The sequence below is a fragment of the Nocardioides sp. NPDC054178 genome, from assembly GCF_055585005.1.
Window position 1 is genome coordinate 297,145 of sequence record NZ_JBVJKY010000006.1, and the last position, 20,001, is coordinate 317,145.

The following is a 20,001-nucleotide window of genomic DNA, read 5'->3' on the forward strand; positions in this document are numbered from 1 at the left end:
CACGGGAGGAGACATGACCATCCTGGAGACCGACATCCCCGCGGTGTCGGAGCCCAACTCGTTCGGTCTGCAGAACGGCCGCCCGGCGGCCGTCCGCAGCAGGCGGACGCTGGAGCCCTGCTGGGCCGAGAGCGACGTGATGGACCTGGTGTGCAGCCAGGTGCTCGCGGTCACCCATGACGTGAAGACCTTCGTCTTCACGACCCCCGACCGGCGTCCGTTCGACTTCGAGGCCGGCCAGTTCATCACCATTCGGGTCGAGATCGACGGCGAGCTGATGACCCGCTGCTACACGATCGCCTCGCCGCCGACCCGGCCCGACCGGCTCGCCATCACGGTCAAGCGGGTCCCCGACGGTGTGGTGTCGAACTGGCTCCACGACAACCTCGAGCCCGGGAACTGGATCTCGATGCACGCGCCGGCGGGTGCGTTCGTCCTGCCGGAGGAGGATGCGCCGAAGTATCTGTTCCTCTCGGCCGGGAGCGGCATCACCCCGGTGCTGTCGATGACGCGGACGTTGTACGACCTCGGCTCCGAGGCGGACATCCTCTTCGTCCACAGCGCGCGGACGCCGGCCGACATCATCTACCGCGGTGAGCTCGAGGCGATGGCCCGGCTGATGCCCAATCTGCGAGTGGTGGAGATCTGTGAGGGCGATGCCCCCACCGAGCGGTGGATGGGGCTGCAGGGACGCATCTCCAAGCCGGTGCTCGAGATCCTGGCTCCCGACCTCAACGACCGGGAGACCTTCATCTGCGGTCCCGCGGGCTACATGGCCGCGGCGAAGTCCCTGCTCGAAGAGCTCGACTACGACATGGGGAAGTATCACGAGGAGAGCTTCGACCTCGGTGCTCCCGGGGTGCCCGCGCCGGCGGCCGCGCCGCCGGCCGAGCAGGACTCCGAGGAGGAGGCCGCGGCCGGCTTCTCGGTCGAGTTCGCGCGCAGCGGGCGGATGATCACGTGCGGTCCGGACGAGACCATCCTCGAGGCGGCGATGGCCGCCGGCATGCGACCGATGGCGGCCTGCGGTCAGGGCATGTGCGGCACCTGCAAGGTGTCGATGCTCTCCGGAGAGGTCGACATGAAGCACAACGGCGGCATCCGGCCCAAGGAGATCGCCAACCAGAAGGTGCTGATCTGCTGCTCCAAGCCGCTGGGTGACATCCAGCTGGACTGCTGAGTCGGAGCCGTACGCGGCGCCGGTGGCTGCCGGGTCAGACCCGGCAGCCACCCGGCTCTCAGAGGAGTCTCAGAGGACCTGGCGGATCTCGCGCTCGAAGCCGCCGATGTGCTCGAGGGTGAGCTTCTCGGCCCGGTCGGCGTCACCGTCGGCCACGGCGGTGAGGAGCTGGGCCTGCTCGACGACGTGGTGGGCCAGGTCGGGGAGCCGGTCGATCACCATCCACCAGATCCTGATGGCCAGGTTGTCGTACCTGATCAGGATGTCCTCGAGGTGGGCGTTGCCGCTCGACCGGTAGATCAGGCCGTGTGCGGCCTTGTCGACCTGCATCAGGGAGGTGCGGTCGCCGTCAGGGAGCCTGCCCTCGCCGATCTGGGCCGCGAGGGCGCGCATCTGCTCGCGCTGATCGGCCGTCGCGCGCTCCGCGGCCGCGCGGGACGCGTACGGTGCGAGCTGGCGCCGGATCTCGGCGATCGCGCTGAGCTCGGTCGCGTCGATCGTCGTCGCGAAGGTGCCGCGGCGCGGGAAGGAGTGGACCAGGTGGTCGGCCTCGAGGCGCTTGATCGCCTCGCGGACAGGGGTGCGGCCCATGCCGATGGCCGTCGCGATCTGACCGTCGTTGATCGGCGCCCCCGGCCGGATGTCGAGCATCACCAGGCGCTCGCGGATGTACTGGTAGGCCTGCTCGGCGAGTGAGCCGGCGGGCGGGTTCGCCGTCGTTGCCAGGATCTCGTCAACCGTCATCGAGTCGTGCCCCACTTGTCCGTCCGGCCAATGCGCTTTTTACCATCCTAGACTGATACATCAGTCGACGGGTAGCGGCGTGCCGCAGGCGTCGGTACGCGACGGCCGGGTCGGCCGCGTCCCGAACCCGGCTCCGGTGCGTTCGAGACGATCGCCCGGAGAGGGTGTCGACAACTAGTATATCAGTGCTACTGTCCGGGCATGTCGGAGCGTGCGAACCGGGTGGTGCGGCTGCTGGGCCCGCGGAGATCGAGCACGGCCGTGCCGGCGCCGGACGCCGTGCTGGCCGAGCTCGGCCTGCCTGTGCGCGAGGTCGTGCCGCCGGCAGCGGTCCATGTCCCCGTGGTTCGGGCGGGGGCGTTCGTCTTCACCTCGGGGCAGCTGCCGATCCGGGCGGGCGAGCTGATCGCCACGGGCAGGCTGGGGGAGACGGTCGGTGTCGCGGACGGTCAGGCCTGCGCGCAGTGGTGCGTGCTCAACGCACTGGCCGCGATCAGGTCCGAGGTCGGTGATCTCGGGCAGGTGAAGCGCGTCGTGAAGGCCGTGGTCTACGTCGCCTCGGGTGCGCTCTTCACCGATCAGGCCCTCGTCGCCAATGGTGCCTCGGAGCTGCTCGGCCGGGCCTTCGGCACGGCGGGGCAGCATGCGCGCTCCACGGTCGGCGTCTCGGTGCTGCCCCTGGACGCGCCTGTCGAGGTCGATCTCGTCGTCGAGATCTGACTCTTGCCCGTGTGATGCATCACATATAAGGTAACTAGTATATCAGCGTCTGATCGAGTGGTGCCCCACTGAAGTGCCGCCACCCGGAGCCCCTTGTGGCACCGACGGATGCTGCTCATCCCAAGAGCTCTCGATCGGAGTGCGTCATGAGATCATCTGCAGGTAGCGGCGACCTTTCGCCGCTGGCGTCGCCACGCCACAGGTCCGCCGGCCAGAACGGAAGCCCCACCCATCCGGCTCTCGACTGTCCTCCCGAGGAGACGGCCAAGAACGCCGGAGGACTCGATCGCGTCGTCTTCGGGGTGACCGCGGTCATCGCGCTCGGCTTCCTCGCCTGGGGATTCGTCAGCACGGAGTCGCTGGCATCGGTCTCGGGGGCGTCGCTGTCCTGGGTGATGGGCAACCTCGGGTGGCTCTTCGTCACCGCCGCGTCGACCTTCGTCGGCTTCGTGCTGTGGCTCGCCTTCGGCAAGTTCGGGAACATCCCGCTCGGCAGGGACGGTGAGGAGCCCGAGTTCCGTACGGTCTCGTGGATCACCATGATGTTCAGTGCCGGCATGGGGATCGGCCTGATCTTCTACGGCGTCAGCGAGCCGGTCAGCCACTACATCTCGCCCCCGCCGGGCGCTGTCGGCGACGGAGAGGCCGAGAAGGTCCAGACGGCCATGGCCACGACCCTCTTCCACTGGGGGATCCACCCGTGGGCGATCTACGCCCTGGTCGGCCTCGCGATCGCGTACAGCGTCTTCCGCAAGGGCCGCGGGCTGCTCATCAGCTCGGTGTTCGAGCCGCTTCTCGGGCGCCACGCGCAGGGCGCCGGCGGGAAGGTCATCGACATGCTCGCGATCTTCGCGACCCTCTTCGGGTCGGCCGCGTCGCTGGGCCTGGGGGCGCTCCAGATCCGCAGCGGGCTCGAGATCGTCGGCGGGTTCAGCCAGATGGGCAACGGGATCCTGGTCGCCATCATCGCGGTGCTCACGGTGGCCTTCGTCTTCTCGGCGGTCTCGGGCGTGGCCAAGGGGATCCAGTGGCTCTCGAACATCAACATGGTGCTCGCCGTCGGGCTCGCCCTGTTCGTCTTCCTCGTCGGTCCGACCGTGTTCATCCTCAGCCTGGTCCCGACCACTGTCGGGAGCTACTTCCAGGAGGTCGCGATGATGTCGGCGCGCACCTCGGCGGAGGGGTCGGAGACGGCTTCCTGGCTGTCGAGCTGGACGGTCTTCTACTGGGCCTGGTGGCTCTCCTGGACGCCCTTCGTCGGCATGTTCATCGCCCGGATCTCGCGCGGCCGGACCATTCGCCAGTTCGTGATCGGCGTGCTCCTGGTGCCGTCGCTGGTGAGCCTGGCCTGGTTCGCCATCTTCGGTGGCGCCGCCATCGACCTGCAGCAGAAGGGCGTGGACATCGCCGGCGCGGGCGGGGTGGAGACCCAGCTGTTCACCACGCTGGAGTCCTTCCCGCTCGCCACGGTGGCGAGCGTGGTGGTCATGCTCCTGGTCGCGCTCTTCTTCGTCTCGGGGGCGGACGCGGCCTCGATCGTCATGGCCACGCTCTCCGAGCGTGGGTCCATCGAGCCGGGGAAGCCGACGGTGATCTTCTGGGGTGTCGCGACGGGAGCGGTCGCCGCCGTGATGCTCCTGGTCGGCGGCTCCGACGCGTTGAGCGGGCTGCAGACCATCACCATCGTCGCCGCGGTTCCGTTCGTGCTGGTGATGGTTGCCCTGTGCGTATCTCTGGTGAAGGACCTGCGGGAGGACCCGCTGGTCGTGCGCGCCCAGTACGCCTCCAAGGCCGTCGAGCAGGCCGTCGTCTACGGCGTCTCTGAGCACGGTGACGACTTCGTCCTCCGGGTCTCCCGCGATCCCGATGCGCCCGCCGACGGATCAGCCGAGGAGTGGGCCGGTGAACCGGTCGATGACGAGGAGGCCGAGCTGCCGAGGTCGGCCAGCTAGCTCGAGTCGCGAAAGGAGCGGTCGTGGTGAAGCCACACGCGGACGGCGCGTACCCCGTGGAGGAACCGGTGGACGCGCTCGGCGTCACCGAGCCGAAGACCTGGGCCGCCGGCGTGCCGGCGGTGCGGAAGGCGCTCGAGTACTCGCTGACGCAGACCTCGGTGCGGCGTACGGCGCTGACGCTGCTGAACCTCAACCAGGCCGGCGGGATGGACTGCCCGGGGTGTGCGTGGCCGGAGCCGGGACACCGGCACCGGAACGAGTACTGCGAGAACGGTGCCAAGCACATCGCCGACGAGGCGACGTCGCGCCGGGTGACGCGCGAGTTCTTCGCGCGGCACCCGGTCGCGGAGCTGGACGGGAGGTCGGACTACTGGCTCAACCAGCAGGGCCGGCTGACCGAGCCGATGGTCAAGCGTCCCGGCGGAACCCACTACGAGCCGATCAGCTGGGAGGACGCGTTCGAGACCATCGGCCGCGAGCTCAACGCTCTGGACTCTCCCGACGAGGCGATGTTCTACGTCTCGGGCAGGCTCAACAACGAGGCCGCGTTCCTGCTGCAGCTCTTCGCCCGGGCGTACGGCACCAACAACCTGCCCGACTGCTCCAACATGTGTCACGAGTCGAGCGGCTCGGCGCTCAACGAGACGCTGGGGATCGGCAAGGGCAGCGTCCAGCTCGAGGACATCTACAACGCCGACCTGGTGTTCGTGGTCGGCCAGAACCCGGGCACGAACCACCCGCGGATGCTGTCCGCGCTGGAGGAGACCAAGCAGCGCGGCGGCAGGGTGATCGCGGTGAACACGCTGCCCGAGGCGGGCCTGATGCGGTTCAAGAACCCGCAGAAGGCCCGCGGCGTGGTGGGCCGGGGCACCGAGATCGCCGACCAGTTCCTGCAGATCCGCCCCGGCGGTGACCTCGCCCTGTTCCAGATGCTCAACCGTCGCCTGCTCGAGGCCGACCAGGACGCGGGCGGTGGCGTGCTGGACTGGGAGTACATCGCGGAGTACACCACCGGGTTCTACGCCTTCGCCGAGCACGCCCGCACGATCACCTGGGAGGCGGCGCTCGAGGCGACCGGGCTGACCCGGGAGGAGATCGAGGCGGTCCACGAGCAGGTGCTGGCGAGCCGCTCGGTCATCGTGTGCTGGGCGATGGGGCTGACCCAGCACAAGCACGGGGTGCCGACGATCCGTGAGGTCGTCAACTTCCTCATGCTGCGCGGCAACATCGGCAAGCCCGGCGCCGGCGTGTGCCCGGTGCGTGGTCACTCCAACGTGCAGGGCGACCGGACGATGGGCATCTGGGAGAAGATGCCCGACTCCTTCCTCGACGCGCTCGGCGCCGAGTTCGGGTTCGCCCCGCCGCGCAGGCACGGGTACGACTCGGTCGACGGCGTCCGGGCGATGCGGGACGGCAGGGCGAAGGTCTTCATCGGCGTCGCCGGCAACTTCGTCCGGGCGATCTCGGACAGCGACGTCGCCGAGGCCGCGCTGAGGAGCTGCCGGTTGACGGTGCAGGTCTCCACCAAGCTCAACCGCTCCCACACGGTGGTCGGCGAGACGGCGCTGATCCTGCCCACCCTGGGCCGCAGCGACGTCGACGTCCAGGCCACCGGTGAGCAGTTCGTGACCGTCGAGGACTCGATGAGCTCCGTGCACGCCACCCGCGGGAAGCTTCCGCCGGCCTCGGCGAGCCTGCTCAGCGAGGTCGCGATCGTCTCGCGCCTGGCCAGGGCCACCATCGGGAACCGGCACGGCATCCGCTGGGGCGACTTCGAGGCGGACTACGACCGGGTCCGCGACCGGATCGCCCGGGTGGTGCCGGGCTTCGAGGACTTCAACGCGCGGATCAGGGACCCGAACGGCTTCGTGCTTTCGAACCCGGTCAACTCCGGTGTCTATCGCACGCCGAGCGGCAAGGCCGTCTTCACCCGCAACGACCTGACCTGGCTGCAGGCCCCGCCGGGCCATCTGATCCTGCAGACGCTGCGCTCCCACGACCAGTGGAACACCATCCCGTACGCCTTGGACGACCGCTACCGCGGGATCCACCGTGACCGCCGCGTGGTGATGGTCAACCCGGCCGACCTCGACGAGCTGGGGCTGGCCGACGGTGACCGCGTCGACATCGTCGGCGTCTGGGAGGACGGCATCGAGCGGCGCGCGCCCGGGTTCACCCTGGTCGCCTATCCGGCGAGCCGGGGGTCGGCGGCTGCGTACTATCCGGAGACCAACGTCCTGGTGCCGCTCGACAGCGTCGCCGAGGGCAGCAACACCCCGACGTCGAAGGGGGTCGTGGTCCGCTTCGAGCTCGCCGGCCCGGGCGACGGGGCGGCAAGCCCGTTCGAGAACTCTCGGTGACGTGCCGACGAACCCCGGGCTTTACCTCGCCGCTGACCGTGGACTGCACTATCGTTGCCGCCAGCGCCCGGACGAGGCGCGGTGCATCGACAAACTCGGGAAGGCATGATCGATGAGTGATTTCGGGGCAACGTACGACGAGATGACCGGCACTGCCGACAAGCTCGACCAGGGCAAGGACACCATCGAGTCGGCGCTGGACGAGTGCCAGGGCTATGTGGACGAGCTGGTTCAGGACGGGTTCAAGACGGAGAAGGCGTCGGGCAAGTTCCAGGACGGCTACTCGGAGATGACGACCGGTCTGAAGGACGCCATCGCCGGTGTCGAGGACATGGCGCAGGCTCTGCGTGACATGGCGACCGCGATCCAGGACCTGGACTCCCAGCTCGCCGGCGGCTGATCGACAGCCGGACAGGTGGTGGGCCGGCGCCGCCGGCCCACGGCACGCCGGACGACCTCGTACGTCCGACTCGGCCCGGGAAGGCGTCGCTTCGTGGGTCGGCAGGTAGATTCATCCGTGTGAAGAGGCCTCGAAGTTCTTACCGCTCATCCCGGATCGATACCAGGGGTGAGCGGGCCTGATGGACAGCCAGACATTCCTCAGTCTCGGGCTGGTGCTGGTGTTCGTGCTGGTCGGCGGCGTCTTCGCCGCGACCGAGCTGGCGTTGGTGTCGCTGCGCGAGAGCCAGCTGGCCGCGCTCCAGCGTCAGGGGCCCCGCGGGGCACGCGTCGCGGAGGTCGCCCGTGACCCCAACCGCTTCCTGGCCGCGGTGCAGATCGGCGTGACCGTCGCCGGGTTCCTCTCCGCGGCCTACGGCGGGTCGGCGATCGCTCCCGACGTCGCGCCCTACCTCGAGCGCCTCGGCCTGGGTGAGGCGCTCGCCGAGACCACGGCGCTGATCGTGCTCACCTTGTTCATCGCCTATCTCTCCCTGGTGCTGGGCGAGCTGGTGCCCAAGCGGCTGGCGCTGCAGAAGGCCGCTGGCATCTCGCTAGCGGTCGCGCCCGTGCTGGACAAGTTCGCCAACGTGATGCGGCCGGTCATCTGGCTGCTCTCGGTCTCCACCAACGCCGTCGTACGGCTGCTTGGCGGCGATCCCAAGGCCTCGGCCGAGGAGGTCTCGGAGGAGGAGCTGCGCGAGATGGTCTCGACGAACCGGGACCTCGAGGAGGACGAGCGCCGGATCCTCCGCGACGTCTTCAGCACCACCGAGACGAGCCTGAAGGAGGTGATGCGCCCACGCGGCGACGTCACCTTCATGCCCGCCTCGATGCCGCTTCCCGAGGCCGCCGAGATGGTCCGCGACCTGCCGTACTCGCGCTACCCGGTGACCGGTGAGGGCTTCGACGACATCCTCGGCTTCCTGCACGTACGCGACCTGCTCGGTGTCCACGCGACCGACCAGCGCACCATCCGCGACGTCTGCCGTCCGGTGCTCGCACTGCCCGGGAGCAAGCGCGTGATCCCCTCGATCGCCACCATGCGCGAGGGCGGCACCCACCTGGCGATGGTCGTGGACGAGTACGGCGGCACCGACGGCATCGTGACCCTCGAGGACCTCGTCGAGGAGATGATCGGCGACATCCGCGACGAGTACGACCACGGCGAGGCGCGTATCCGCGATCACGGCGACCTGTCCCGTATCGACGGTGCGATGACGATCGAGGACTTCGCGGACACCACCGGCATCGAGCTCGAGGACGGCGGCTACGAGACCGTCGCGGGCTACCTCATCTCCCGGCTGGGGCACATCCCACAGGTCGGCGAGGTGCTGGCCCTCCCGGGCGGCACCCTGGAGGTGGCCGCCCGGAACGGCAACCGGATCACCGAGATCGCGCTGCGCCCCGAGGTGACACCTCCGGCACCGGAGTGAGGACGGTGCCCTCGGCGAGCCAGCGATCGAGGTTGTCGAGGGTCAGCTGCTCCATGGCGGCACGGGTCTCGACGGTGCCGCTGGCCAGGTGGGGGAGGAGCACCACGTTGTCGAGGGCCATCAGCTCCGCCGGGACCGTGGGCTCCTCGGTGTAGACGTCGAGGCCGGCGCCGGCGATGCCACCCTCGAGCAGCAGCTCGACCAGGGCGTCTTGGTCGACCACGGAGCCACGCGCGATGTTGATGAGGTAGCCGTCGGGTCCCAGCGCCTCGAGCACCTTGCGGTCGACGAGGCGCTGCGTACCGCTGCCGCCGGAGGTGGCCAGCACCAGGATGTCGACGTCGGCGGCGAGGTCGGCGGGGGAGGCGGCGTAGGTGTAGGCGGAGCCGGGGACCTCGCGGCGGGAGTGATAGGAGATCGGGCAGCCGAACGCCTCGAAGCGGGTCGCGATCGCCTGCCCGATCCGGCCCAGACCCAGGATGCCGACCCGCTTGCCGGAGACCTTGCGCGTCAGCGGGTAGGTGACGACCTCGGGCCAGTCGCCGCGGCGGACGAACCGGTCGGCGGCGCTGAGGCCACGCAAGGTGTCGATGGCGAGCCCGAGCGCGGTGTCGGCCACGCAGTCGGTCAGCAGGTCGGGGGTGTTGGAGACCAGCACCCCGCGTGCGGCGGCGGTCTCGACGTCGGTGGTGTCGTAGCCCACCCCGAAGTTGATGATCGCGCCGAGCGCCGGCAGCTGCGCCATCAGCTCGGCCGGTACGCCGGTGCGTCCGGTGGTCACCACGGCGCCGATCGAGGGCCCGTGCTCGGCGAGGAACGCGGTGCGGGTCTCGTCCTCGGGCAGCACCAGCGAGTCGTAGCGGTCGGTGAGGGTGGCAGCCAGCGACGGCTTGAGCGGTCCTACCTGGAGGATGCGGCGGGTCACGGTTTCTCCTGTCGTTCGGGTGGCCGTCAGATGACGGTCTTGACGAGGGCGGTCAGCTCCGCCAGGTCCTGCTCGGTGAGATCGGTCAGCGGGGGACGTACGGGTCCGGCCGGACGGCCGGCCGCGGTGAGCCCGGCCTTGACGATCGAGACGCCGTAGCCGGCCTCGCGGTCGCGGATCGCGATGTAGGGGACGACGAAGTCGCGGAGCCGGGCGAGCACCTCGTCGCGGTCGCGGTTGCGTACGGCGGTGTAGAACTCGACCGCCCACTGCGGGGCGAAGTTGAAGATCGCCGAGGAGTAGGTGCTGACCCCGAGCTCCAGATAGGGGAGGGCATAGGTCTCCGCGGTGGGCAGGCCGCCGACGTAGAGCAGGCGGTCGCCGAGGCGGGCGTTCAGCGTGGCCAGCAGGTCGATGTCGCAGACGCCGTCCTTGAAGCCGATGAGGTTCGGGAACTCCTCGGCGAGACGGACGATCGTGGCGGCGTCGTAGCGGGCGTTGGCGCGGTGGTAGACGATCACGCCGAGCGAGGTGGCGGAGCAGACGCGGGCGACGTGCTCGTACAGGCCCCGCCCCGGCAGCTCGGTGAGGTAGGGCGGCAGCAGCAGCACGCCGTCGGCGCCGTCCGCCTCGGCGCGCTGCGCCATCGCGACGGCCTGGGAGGTGCCGTAGCCGGCCGCGCCCAGCACCGGGGTGCCGTCCTTGACCTCCTCGACGGTGGCCCGGAGGACGCGGGACACCTCGTCGTGGGTCAGCGAGAAGAACTCACCGGTGCCACCGGCCGCGAAGAGGCCGGCGACGTCGAAGCCGTCGAGGTGCTGCAGGTGCGTGCGGTAGCCGTCCTCGTCGAAGGCGTAGTCGGCGGTCGCGTGCGTCACCGGGAACGACAGCAGACCGGCGCCGAGGGCGTCACGGAGCTCGGTGGGGGAGTAGCGGCCCATGGGGTCTCCTCAGGGGTTTCGACGACGTCGGAGATCCCGAGGCTAGGTAGCCGATGCGATACGCGTCCAACATCGTGACGGCATCGCTCGATGCCCTATGGGCATTGCCTGACGTGCTTGACGTCACACAAAACTCGCTCGTACGGTTCATCCACGAATGACAACGACGTCCACATATGTAGATGTCGCCGATCGACTGGAGGAACAGTCGCATGAACTTTCGTCCCTCGTTGCGGTCTCGTTGCGGTCTCGCAGGCGCCGCGCTCATGGCTGTCTCGCTCACCCTCTCCGCCTGCGGTGTCGCCAACTCCGACAGCGCCGGCGCCGCCACCGACACGGTCCGGATCGTGCTCCCGCAGGAGCCGCCGACCCTCGAACCGTGCGATGCCAACCTGACCTCCACGGGCGTCGTCGTGCGCTCCAACATCACCGAGCCGCTGGTCGAGCGCGACCCGGCCTCCGGCGAGCTCCAGCCGCTGCTCGCCACCGAGTGGGAGCAGACCGAGCCGACGAAGTGGACCTTCACGCTCCGCGAGGGCGTGACGTTCTCCGACGGCTCCGCCTTCGACGCCGAGGCCGCCGCGCACTCCATCGACCGCGCGGTCAACGGCACCTTCGGCTGCAACGTCGAGGGGTACGTCTTCGGTGACGACGACCTCCGGGCCGAGGCCGTCGACGCCACCCACCTCGAGGTGACCACCGCCGAGGCCGACCCGATCCTTCCGCTGCGCCTCTCGTTCATCGAGGTCGTGCCCGCCTCGACGAGCGACACCGCCAAGGTGCGCGAGCCGATCGGCACCGGCCCCTACAAGATCGAGGACTGGCAGAACGGCACCAAGCTGACCCTCGCGGTCAACGACACCTACTGGGGCGAGGCCCCCGCCTTCAAGAAGGCGGAGTACCAGTGGCGTGAGGAGGGCAGCGTCCGCGCCGCCATGATCACCAACGACGAGGCCGACATCGCCACCGGTCTCGCGCCCGAGGACCTCTCCGGTGACGCCGCGGTCCGCTACCCGAACAACGAGACGACCGCGCTGCGCTCGACCGGGACGTACGCCCCGCTCGACGACATCCGGGTGCGGCAGGCGATCAACTACGCGATCGACCGCGAGTCCATCGTCGACAGCCTCTTCGAGGGCTACGCCGACGTCGCCTCCCAGCTGGTGCCCGAGGGCGTCGTGGGCCACAACCCGGACCTCGAGGCGTGGCCGTACGACCCGGAGAAGGCCACCGCGCTCATCGCCGAGGCCAAGGCCGACGGGGTGCCGACCGACACCAAGATCCGGCTGATCTCCCGCAACGGCCTCTTCCCCAAGGTCGGCGAGACCGTCGAGGTCGTCCAGAAGGCGCTCGAGGACATCGGCCTCAACGTCTCGATCGAGATGATGGACACCGCCGCGTCGGTCGAGTACCAGTCCCGCCCGTTCCCGAAGAACACCGGGCCCTACATCATCCTCGTCCAGCACGGTAACCAGGCAGGCGACGCCCAGTTCTCCGTCGACCAGTACATGCTCAGCGACGGCGCCCAGTCGACGTTCGGGACGCCCGAGTTCGACGCCCAGATCGCCACCGCCGACAAGGCCGAGGGCGACGACCGCCAGACCGCGTTCGCCGACATCTTCGCCGACGAGCCGGAGTTGGTCTCGCAGTTCGCCTACATCGCGCACATGACCGGCATCATCGGCGAGTCCGACAACGTCGAGTACGAGCCCAACTCGGCGACCGGCGACGAGATGCGCGTGACCGAGATGAAGCCGGCCGAGTGAGCCCGGCCGCGACTCACCCAGGAGGTCATCGATGGTGACGTTCCTCCGCAAGCGAGCCCTCACCTCGCTGCTGCCGCTCGTCGTGGTGCTGCTCGGGGTGTTCTTCCTGGCCCGCCTCACCGGCGACCCGGCCAGCCTGTACCTGCCGGAGAACGCCACCGAGGCGCAGAAGGAGACCTTCCGAGCGGTCAACGGCCTCGACCTGCCGGTCTGGCAGCAGCTGGTCGACTACCTCCAGGGCATCCTCCGCCTCGACTTCGGCACCTCGCTGAGCACGGGTGAGTCCGCGGCCGCGATGGCGTTGCGGGCCTTCCCCGCGACGCTCCAGCTGGCGATCACCACGATGCTCATCGCGGTCGTCCTCGCCGTCGTGATCGGCTCGTGGGCGGCGTACCGTCCGAACTCGCTGGCCGACCGGTTCGCGTCGTTCCTCTCGATGACCGCCGCGAGCGTGCCCGACTTCTGGCTCGCGATCATGGGGGTCTGGGTCTTCGCGGTGATGCTCGGGGTGCTGCCGACCTCGGGCGTCGACGCCGGCCTGCTGTCGTGGGTCCTGCCGATCGCGGTGCTGCTGCTGCGCCCCGTCGGCGTGCTCACCCAGGTGGTACGGGGCGCGATGGTGGCGGCCCTGTCCGCGCCGTACGTCCGGCTGGCACGCAGCAAGGGTGCCGACAGCCGTCGGGTCGTGGCTCACCACGCCCTGCGCAACGCCGCCGCCCCGGCGCTGACCGTGGCCGGTGACCTGGCGGTCGGGCTGGTCAACGGTGCCGTGGTCGTGGAGTCGATCTTCGGCTGGCCCGGCATCGGCAAGCTGATGATCGACTCGATCACCGGCCGCGACTTCGCCATCCTGCAGGCGGCCGTGCTGCTCACCGCGGTGACGATCTTCCTGCTCAACATCGCCATCGACATCTGCTACGCCCTGCTCGACGCCCGTGTGCGCGACAAGGCGATGGTGTGAAGGAGGAGAACTGATGAGCACCAGCTACTGGCGGATGCTGCTGCGCGACAAGGTCGCGACCGTGGCCGCCGTGATCCTCTGCTTCATCCTGCTCGTGGCGGTCTTCGGGCCGGTCCTGCTCGGCAGCGAGGCCAACGCCCAGGACCTGACCCGAGGCAACCGGGCACCGCTCGAGCTCGACGGCTGGCTCTACGTCCTGGGCACGGACTCGCTCGGGCGCAGCGTCCTGGCCCGGATCGTCGTCGCGACCCGCACGACCCTCGGCGTCGCCGTCCCGGCGGTGCTGATCTCGCTCGTCATCGGCTCGGTGGTCGGCATGTGGGCCGGCTACCACCGCGGCTGGCGGGAGACCGTCGTGATGCGGATCGCCGACGTGATCCTGAGCTTCCCGTCGCTGCTGATGGCGGTCGTCGTGCTCTACGTCTACTCGCCGAGCCCGCGCAACATCGTCATCGTGCTGGCGATCACCCGCATCCCGATCTACCTGCGCACCGCGAGGGCGGAGTCGGCCGAGCTGCAGAGCCGGGTCTTCGTCGACGCCGCCCGTACGTTCGGGGCGGGCAGCTTCAGCATCATCCGCCGTCACGTGTTCCCGATCGTGCTGCCGACTCTGCTGACGGTCGCCACGCTCGACTTCTGCTACGTCATGCTCGCCGAGTCGTCGCTGAGCTTCCTCGGCATCGGCATCCAGGCACCCGACGTCAGCTGGGGCCTGATGGTCGCCCAGGGGCAGAACTACCTGCAGACCGCATGGTGGCTCTCGTTCTTCCCCGGCCTGGCCATCGTGATCGCGACGGTGTCCGCCGCCGTGCTCGCCGCCTGGGTGCGGCTGGCCACCGATCCGGCTCAGCGGTGGCGGCTCACCGTCCCGCGCCGCCGGCGTCGCCGCGCCACCCCGACCGTCACCGAGAGTGTTATGGAGGACGCCCAGTGAACAGCACTCTGACCGAGAAGGCCGTCGCCCTCGACGTCGACGGCATGAGCGTCGACATCCGGACGCCCCACGGTGTCGTCCGCGCCGTCGACAAGGTGACCTTCCAGGCACGCCGCGGCGAGACCCTCGCGCTGCTCGGTGAGTCGGGGTGCGGCAAGTCGATGACCGCCACCGCGGTCGTCGGGCTGCTGGAGCCCGTTGCCGACGTGACCGAGGGTGCCGTCCGCATCACCGGCGAGGGCGGCACCACCGACCTGCGGACCGCCTCGGCGAGGCGTCGGCGCGACATCGCCGGCAAGGAGCTGGCGATCGTCTTCCAGGACGCCCTCACCGCGCTCAACCCCGTCTACACCGTGGGTACGCAGCTGGCCGAGCCGTTCCGGATCCACCGCGGCCTGTCCAAGAGGGCCGCCCGCAAGGAGGCCATCGAGCTGATGCGCCGGGTCGGCATCCCCGAGCCGGAGACACGGATCGACTCCTACCCGCACCAGTTCTCGGGCGGCATGCGACAGCGGCTGCTGATCGCGATCGGCGTCGCGCTCTCGCCGGCCGTGCTGCTCGCCGACGAGCCGACCACCGCGCTCGACGTCACGGTCCAGGCCCAGATCATGAGCCTGCTCAAGGACCTGCGCGAGGAGCGCGACATGGCGGTCGTGCTGATCACCCACGACCTCGCCCTGGTCTTCGAGCAGGCCGACCGCGTCGTGGTGATGTACGCCGGCAACGTGGTCGAGCAGGGCCTGGTCGAGGAGGTCTTCGGCGCCCCGAAGCACCCCTACACCGCCGGCCTGCTGGAGTCGGTGCCGGTGCACGCCGAGCGCGGTGCGGAGCTGAGGTCGATCGGCGGCTCGCCGCCGGAGCTGGCCGCGATCCCGGCCGGCTGCGTCTACCAGGACCGCTGCCCGATCGCCCGCGACCGCTGCCGCGAGGAGCGGCCCGCGGCCCGTGAGGTCGCCCCCGGTCATCTGTCCGCCTGCCACTTCCCCGACGAGGTGAACCGATGAGCAACGCACCGCTTCTCGAGGTCCGCGACCTCACCAAGATCTTCCCGGTACGTCACGCCGGCAAGCGCAAGGAGCTGCGCGCCCTCGACGGCGTCAGCCTCGACCTGCACCGGGGCGAGACGCTCGGCCTGGTGGGGGAGTCCGGCTGCGGCAAGTCCACCCTCGCCCGCACGCTGCTCATGCTGGAGACCCCGGACGGCGGCTCCGTACGCTTCGACGGGGTCGACCCGACGACGACCAGGGGCGCGGACCTGCTGGCGTTCCGGCGCCGGGTGCAGATGGTCTTCCAGGACCCGTTCGCCTCGCTCAACGCCCGGATGTCGGCGGGCGACATCGTGAGCGAGCCGTGGCGTACGCACCGGGGACTCCACAAGACCTCGCGGGAGCGCACGGCCCGGGTGCGTGAGCTGCTGGACCTCGTCGGGCTGCGGGCGGGCGACGCCGGGAAGTATCCGCAGGAGTTCTCCGGTGGCCAGCGGCAGCGCCTGGGTATCGCCCGCGCGCTCGCGCTCAACCCCGACGTGATCGTCTGCGACGAGCCGGTCTCCGCGCTCGACCTCTCGGTGCAGGCACAGGTGCTGAACCTGCTCAACGACCTGCAGCGGGAGCTCGGGGTGGCGTACCTGTTCATCTCGCACGACCTGTCGGTGGTGCGGCACGTCGCCGACCGGGTCGTGGTGATGTATCTCGGCCGGATCGTCGAGCAGGGGGAGACCGAGTCGACGTTCGAGCGGCCCCAGCATCCTTACACCGGCGCGCTGCTGTCGGCGGCGCCCTCGCTCGACCACGAGCGCCGGCGCGAGCAGATCATCCTGTCGGGGGAGATCCCCTCGCCGCTCAACCCGCCGTCCGGGTGCCGGTTCCGGACCCGCTGCTGGAAGGCGACCGACGAGTGCGCCACCGCACTTCCTCCGCTCGCCGTCGACCCGGTCGACGGCGCCCACACGGCCGAGTGCTTCCATCCACTGGGGTCGCCGGAGCAGGAGCTGGCCGCGGCGCAGGTGGGCTGATGGGGATCTCGATCGGGTCCTTCGCGCTCGTGGCCGTCGCCGTCGTCCTGGCCTCGGCGCTCCAGGCCTCGATCGGTTTCGGCATGGGCATGCTCGCCGCCCCCGTCGTCGCCCTGGTCGATCCGGGGCTGCTGCCCGGCACCCTGGTGATGCTCGCCTTCGTGGTCACGGTCATGGTCGTCGTCACCGAACGGCAGCACATCGACCTCGGTGGCACGGGGTGGGCGCTGTTCGGCCGGGTGCCCGGGACGGTCGCGGGAGCGCTGCTCGTCGCGGCTCTGCCCGAGCGGGGTCTCGCCCTGCTGCTGGCCGGCGTCGTGCTGGTCGGTGTCGCGCTCAACTCGCTCGGCTGGCAGCCGCGGCCGGTGCGTCGCAACCTCGTCACCGCCGGTGCGGCCTCGGGGCTGCTCGGCACGGCCACCTCGATCGGAGGTCCGCCGATGGCGCTGGTCTGGCAGCAGAAGCACGGCGCGGTGCTGCGCAGCTCGATGAGCACGTTCTTCCTCGTCGGCTCGGTGCTGTCGTTCCTCGCCCTGGCCGCCACCGGGTCCGTCGACGAGCGCACCCTGCTGGTCACCGCGGCGCTCGTGCCCGCCCCGTTCGCCGGCTGGGGGCTGTCGCTGCTGCTCAACCGGGTGATGTCGCCGGTGCGGCTGCGGCGTACGGCGATCGCGGTGTCGATCTTCGGTGCCGTCGTGCTGGTGGTCGACCAGCTCCTGGGGTAGGCCCTACAGCGTCACCTGGTTGCGCAGCGGACGGCCCTCGGCCAGCGCGTCGACGTTGTCGGTGATGTCCTGCGCGCGGCCGGCGAAGACCTCGGCGGTGTGACCCGACTGGTGCGGGGTGAGCACGACGTTGGGCAGGTCGGTGAAGTCGAGGTGGGAGGGCGGGGGAGCGTCGGGGTCACGGGGGTTGCGCCACCACACGTCGATGCCGGCACCGGCGATCGCGCCGGCGGTGAGCGCGTCGTGGAGCGCCTGCTCCTCGACCACCGCACCGCGGGCGACGTTGACCAGCACGGCGGTGGGGCGCATCGCGGCCAGGGCCGCGGCGTCGATGAGCCCGCGGGTCGCCTCGCTCAGCGGGACGGTCACGACGACCACGTCGGAGGCGGCCAGCAGCTCGTGCAGGGCGGAGTCGGGGCCGACCCAGTCCAGCTCGATGCCTTCGGGCAGCGGTGCGTCGGGGTTGCGGCGTACGGCTCGGACCCTCATCCCCATCGCGGCACCGAGCCGGGCCACGCTCGAGCCGATCTCGCCGAAGCCGACGATGCCGAGGGTGCGGCCGGCCAGGACCCCGCCGAACGGGTAGTCGCCGGACACGATCGCGTTGCTCCACACCCCGCGGCGCATGTCGGCCTCGGATCGCAGGACGCCGCGCAGCAGCATCATCGACACCATCATCACGTGCTCGGCGATGGAGCGGCCGTGATGGAAGGTGTTGGCCAGTCGTACGTCCTCGGGCAGCGCGTCGAGCGGGATCTTGTCCACGCCGGCACCGGTGACGTGCACCAGCCGGAGCCGGGGCATCGCGGCCAGCAGCGCCGGTGTCGTGGAGGAGCAGACCAGCACCTCGGCACTCGCGGCCGCCTCGGCGAGGCGGGGGTCCTCGCCCCACGCGAACGTCCACTCGTGGGGCGAGGCGCCCTCGCGGGTCAGCACGTCGGTGAACCGGGCCATGATCGGCTCGGTCACGAGCACGTGCAACGGCGTGGGTGGGGGAGTCGAGGTCACCCACGCATTCTGTCAGCGTCTACATCCGTGGACAAGGTCTCCGTATGAAGTCAGCCCCAGGTGAGGGAGTTGCGGATCGGGCCGACCACGCGGACGATCCGGTCCGCCGCCTGGCGCAGGGCGGCGATGACCTCGGCCTCCCGTTCGGGGGTGAGCCGGGCGATCGGGATGGAGGCGCTGATCGCGTCGGAGACCGGCTCGTCGTAGTCCAGAGCGACCGCGATGCAGCGCAGCCCGAGGGTGTTCTCCTCGTTGTCGATCGCGTAGCCGCGCCGGCGGGTCGCGTCGAGCTCGGCGGCGAGCGCGTCCTGGTCGGTGAGCGTGTGGGGAGTGAGTGGTGCGAGCTCTGCCGGCAGGTGGTCGGCGACCTCGTCCTCGGGCTGCGCGGCCAGGACCGCCTTGCCCAGCGAGGTGGAGTAGGCGGGCAGCCTGCGACCGACGCGGCTGTAGGGGCGGAGGTACTGCGACGACTCACGCGTGGCGAGGTAGACCACGTCGGTGCCGTCGAGCCGGCCGAAGTGGAACGTCTCGTCGAGCTGCTCGCGCAGCTCGACGAGGAACGGGGTCACCTGGGGGAGATAGGGATCGGTGTCGAGGTAGCTGGTGCCGGCCAGCAGGGCCCGGATGCCGATGCCGTAGAGCGTGCCGGTGGTGTCGCTGCGTACCCAGCCGTGCTTGGCGAGGGTGCGGAGCAGGGCGTGAAGGCTGCTGCGCGGGACGCCCAGTGCCTCGCTCAGCTCGCGTAGTCGCACCGGGCGGTTCTGGCGGGCGGCGAGGAACTCGAGGATCTCGACCGTGCGGGCGGCCGACTTCACCTCCCGGACTCCTCCGGTGGGTGTCGTGACGGCGCCCGTCTCGGGCGCGGCAGCGTCGTTCATGTGCGCAGGCTAATGCGCAGGTCAGATGCCCGTCCACATATGAAGACGGTGTGGCCGTCCTACTCGCCCTGCGCGTGCTCGGCGTGGACCTCGGGTCCGGTGCGCAGCCGCGTCTGCCACGTCCGCTGGTCCCACGTCGCCGGCGTGGTGCCGCGGATGAACCTCTCGACCGTCATCGCGAACCGCTCGGGGTCGGACCGGAACGGGAAGTGGCCGGCACCGTGGAACACGTCGAGAGATGCGTACGGCATCGCTAGCCGCGCCTGTCCGGCGTGGCGGAACGGGACGACACCGTCGCGGTCGCCCCAGATCATCAGTGTCGGGATGTTCTCGACCAGATAGCTACGATCGAGCATCGTGACGACCTGGCCGTGCCAGTCGACGACGGCGCGCAGCGTCCGGGCGAAGGCCTGGCGGGACCGGGCGTCGGGCAGCGCGTCGACGATCCGGATGAGGTCGAGGGTGTCGACACCGAGGTCGTGGTCGATGCGGCGCAGGAGGGCGAGGGAGGCGGACAACCCGGTTCGGGAGATCGGCAGCCGCAGCAGCTGGAGAAGCTCCGGTGCCATCGGCAGCGTCGCCAGTCGCAGCCAGGTCGAGACACCCCGCCCGGAGCCACCGTTGGAGACCAGCACGATCCGCTCGACCAGGTGTGGGTACTGGTAGGCGAGCTGCATCGCGATCCCTCCGCCCAGCGAGTGGCCGACGAGAGTCACGCGCTCCACGTCCAGCACCGCCAGGAGGTCGCGCATGCCGTTGGCGAACCCGCCGACCGAGTAGTCGGCACGGGGCTTGTCGGAGTCGCCGTGACCGAGGAGGTCGGGGGCGATGACGAGATGGTTCTCGGCGAACAGCGGGAGCACCTCGTCCCACGTCCGCGAGCTGTCGCCGATCCCGTGGATGAACATGATCGCGGAGCCGTCGCCACCGATGCGGTACGCACGTCGGTAGCCGTGGACCATCCGCGACTGCTGCACTATCGCCCGCGCCATGACCGCACGTTAGTCGCCACGGAT

18 protein-coding genes are annotated in these 20,001 nt (G+C 70.0%); 12 read left to right on the top strand and 6 right to left on the bottom strand.

Annotation, left to right across the window (positions count from 1 at the left end; genetic code table 11):
• Positions 1-13 precede the first annotated feature (13 nt).
• Positions 14-1,180, top strand: a complete 1,167-nt coding sequence (locus ACZ6WN_RS22205) for an FAD-binding oxidoreductase (protein ID WP_465867661.1) — start codon at positions 14-16, stop codon at positions 1,178-1,180.
• A 69-nt stretch (positions 1,181-1,249) separates the two neighbouring features.
• Here ACZ6WN_RS22205 and ACZ6WN_RS22210 read toward each other — a convergent pair whose 3' ends face one another.
• Positions 1,250-1,924, bottom strand: a complete 675-nt coding sequence (locus ACZ6WN_RS22210; protein WP_465867663.1) for a GntR family transcriptional regulator — start codon at positions 1,922-1,924, stop codon at positions 1,250-1,252.
• A gap of 201 nt (positions 1,925-2,125) precedes the next feature.
• On the opposite strand from ACZ6WN_RS22210, the gene ACZ6WN_RS22215 reads away from it, so the two are divergent.
• From ACZ6WN_RS22215 to ACZ6WN_RS22235, 5 genes are all read left to right on the top strand, one after another.
• Positions 2,126-2,644, top strand: a complete 519-nt coding sequence (locus ACZ6WN_RS22215; protein ID WP_465867664.1) for a RidA family protein — start codon at positions 2,126-2,128, stop codon at positions 2,642-2,644.
• Positions 2,645-2,790: 146 nt separating this feature from the next.
• Positions 2,791-4,596 carry a BCCT family transporter gene (locus tag ACZ6WN_RS22220; protein ID WP_465867666.1) on the top strand — a complete coding sequence of 602 codons (1,806 nt, stop codon included), beginning with the start codon at positions 2,791-2,793 and terminating at the stop codon, positions 4,594-4,596.
• Positions 4,597-4,619: 23 nt separating this feature from the next.
• Positions 4,620-6,959 (top strand): FdhF/YdeP family oxidoreductase, encoded by a 2,340-nt coding sequence (locus ACZ6WN_RS22225; protein ID WP_465867668.1) that lies wholly within the window; start codon positions 4,620-4,622, stop codon positions 6,957-6,959.
• Positions 6,960-7,071: 112 nt separating this feature from the next.
• Entirely contained in the window at positions 7,072-7,359 is a 288-nt protein-coding gene (locus tag ACZ6WN_RS22230; protein ID WP_141791345.1) for a WXG100 family type VII secretion target, read from the top strand.
• A 181-nt stretch (positions 7,360-7,540) separates the two neighbouring features.
• Complete coding sequence (locus tag ACZ6WN_RS22235; RefSeq protein WP_465867670.1) at positions 7,541-8,833, top strand: hemolysin family protein; 1,293 nt, start codon at positions 7,541-7,543, stop codon at positions 8,831-8,833.
• Here the strand turns inward: ACZ6WN_RS22235 and ACZ6WN_RS22240 are convergent.
• On the bottom strand, positions 8,784-9,758 hold the full coding sequence (locus ACZ6WN_RS22240) for a 2-hydroxyacid dehydrogenase (RefSeq protein WP_465867672.1): 975 nt from the start codon (positions 9,756-9,758) through the stop codon (positions 8,784-8,786). The genes ACZ6WN_RS22235 and ACZ6WN_RS22240 overlap by 50 nt on opposite strands.
• Positions 9,759-9,784: 26 nt before the next feature.
• Positions 9,785-10,699 (bottom strand): 5-dehydro-4-deoxyglucarate dehydratase, encoded by a 915-nt coding sequence (kdgD, locus tag ACZ6WN_RS22245; protein WP_465867673.1) that lies wholly within the window; start codon positions 10,697-10,699, stop codon positions 9,785-9,787.
• Between the two features lie 266 nt (positions 10,700-10,965).
• Here kdgD and ACZ6WN_RS22250 point away from each other — a divergent pair, with 266 nt between their 5' ends.
• Genes ACZ6WN_RS22250 through ACZ6WN_RS22275 form a run of 6 tightly spaced genes read left to right on the top strand, consistent with a single transcriptional unit; the run spans position 10,966 to position 17,099 of the window.
• A complete protein-coding gene (locus tag ACZ6WN_RS22250) occupies positions 10,966-12,465 on the top strand; it encodes an ABC transporter substrate-binding protein (RefSeq protein WP_465867674.1) in 1,500 nt (499 codons plus the stop codon).
• A 31-nt stretch (positions 12,466-12,496) separates the two neighbouring features.
• Entirely contained in the window at positions 12,497-13,426 is a 930-nt protein-coding gene (locus tag ACZ6WN_RS22255) for an ABC transporter permease (protein ID WP_378725705.1), read from the top strand.
• A gap of 13 nt (positions 13,427-13,439) precedes the next feature.
• Entirely contained in the window at positions 13,440-14,360 is a 921-nt protein-coding gene (locus ACZ6WN_RS22260) for an ABC transporter permease (protein WP_465867677.1), read from the top strand.
• 44 nt (positions 14,361-14,404) lie between these two features.
• Positions 14,405-15,364 carry an ABC transporter ATP-binding protein gene (locus tag ACZ6WN_RS22265; protein WP_465867759.1) on the top strand — a complete coding sequence of 320 codons (960 nt, stop codon included), beginning with the start codon at positions 14,405-14,407 and terminating at the stop codon, positions 15,362-15,364.
• Positions 15,361-16,374, top strand: coding sequence for an ABC transporter ATP-binding protein (locus ACZ6WN_RS22270; protein ID WP_465867679.1), 1,014 nt, complete (start codon positions 15,361-15,363; stop codon positions 16,372-16,374). Before ACZ6WN_RS22265 ends, ACZ6WN_RS22270 begins: the two co-directional genes overlap by 4 nt.
• Positions 16,374-17,099 (top strand): sulfite exporter TauE/SafE family protein, encoded by a 726-nt coding sequence (locus ACZ6WN_RS22275; protein WP_465867680.1) that lies wholly within the window; start codon positions 16,374-16,376, stop codon positions 17,097-17,099. The genes ACZ6WN_RS22270 and ACZ6WN_RS22275 overlap by 1 nt, the downstream gene beginning before the upstream one ends.
• A gap of 3 nt (positions 17,100-17,102) precedes the next feature.
• On the opposite strand, the gene ACZ6WN_RS22280 is transcribed toward ACZ6WN_RS22275, so the two are convergent.
• The 3 genes from ACZ6WN_RS22280 to ACZ6WN_RS22290 are packed head-to-tail and all read right to left on the bottom strand — an operon-like array spanning position 17,103 to position 19,977.
• A complete protein-coding gene (locus ACZ6WN_RS22280; protein ID WP_465867681.1) occupies positions 17,103-18,107 on the bottom strand; it encodes a 2-hydroxyacid dehydrogenase in 1,005 nt (334 codons plus the stop codon).
• A 50-nt stretch (positions 18,108-18,157) separates the two neighbouring features.
• Positions 18,158-18,985, bottom strand: coding sequence for an IclR family transcriptional regulator (locus ACZ6WN_RS22285; protein WP_465867683.1), 828 nt, complete (start codon positions 18,983-18,985; stop codon positions 18,158-18,160).
• 59 nt (positions 18,986-19,044) lie between these two features.
• Positions 19,045-19,977 (bottom strand): alpha/beta fold hydrolase, encoded by a 933-nt coding sequence (locus ACZ6WN_RS22290; protein ID WP_465867685.1) that lies wholly within the window; start codon positions 19,975-19,977, stop codon positions 19,045-19,047.
• Positions 19,978-20,001: the final 24 nt, after the last annotated feature.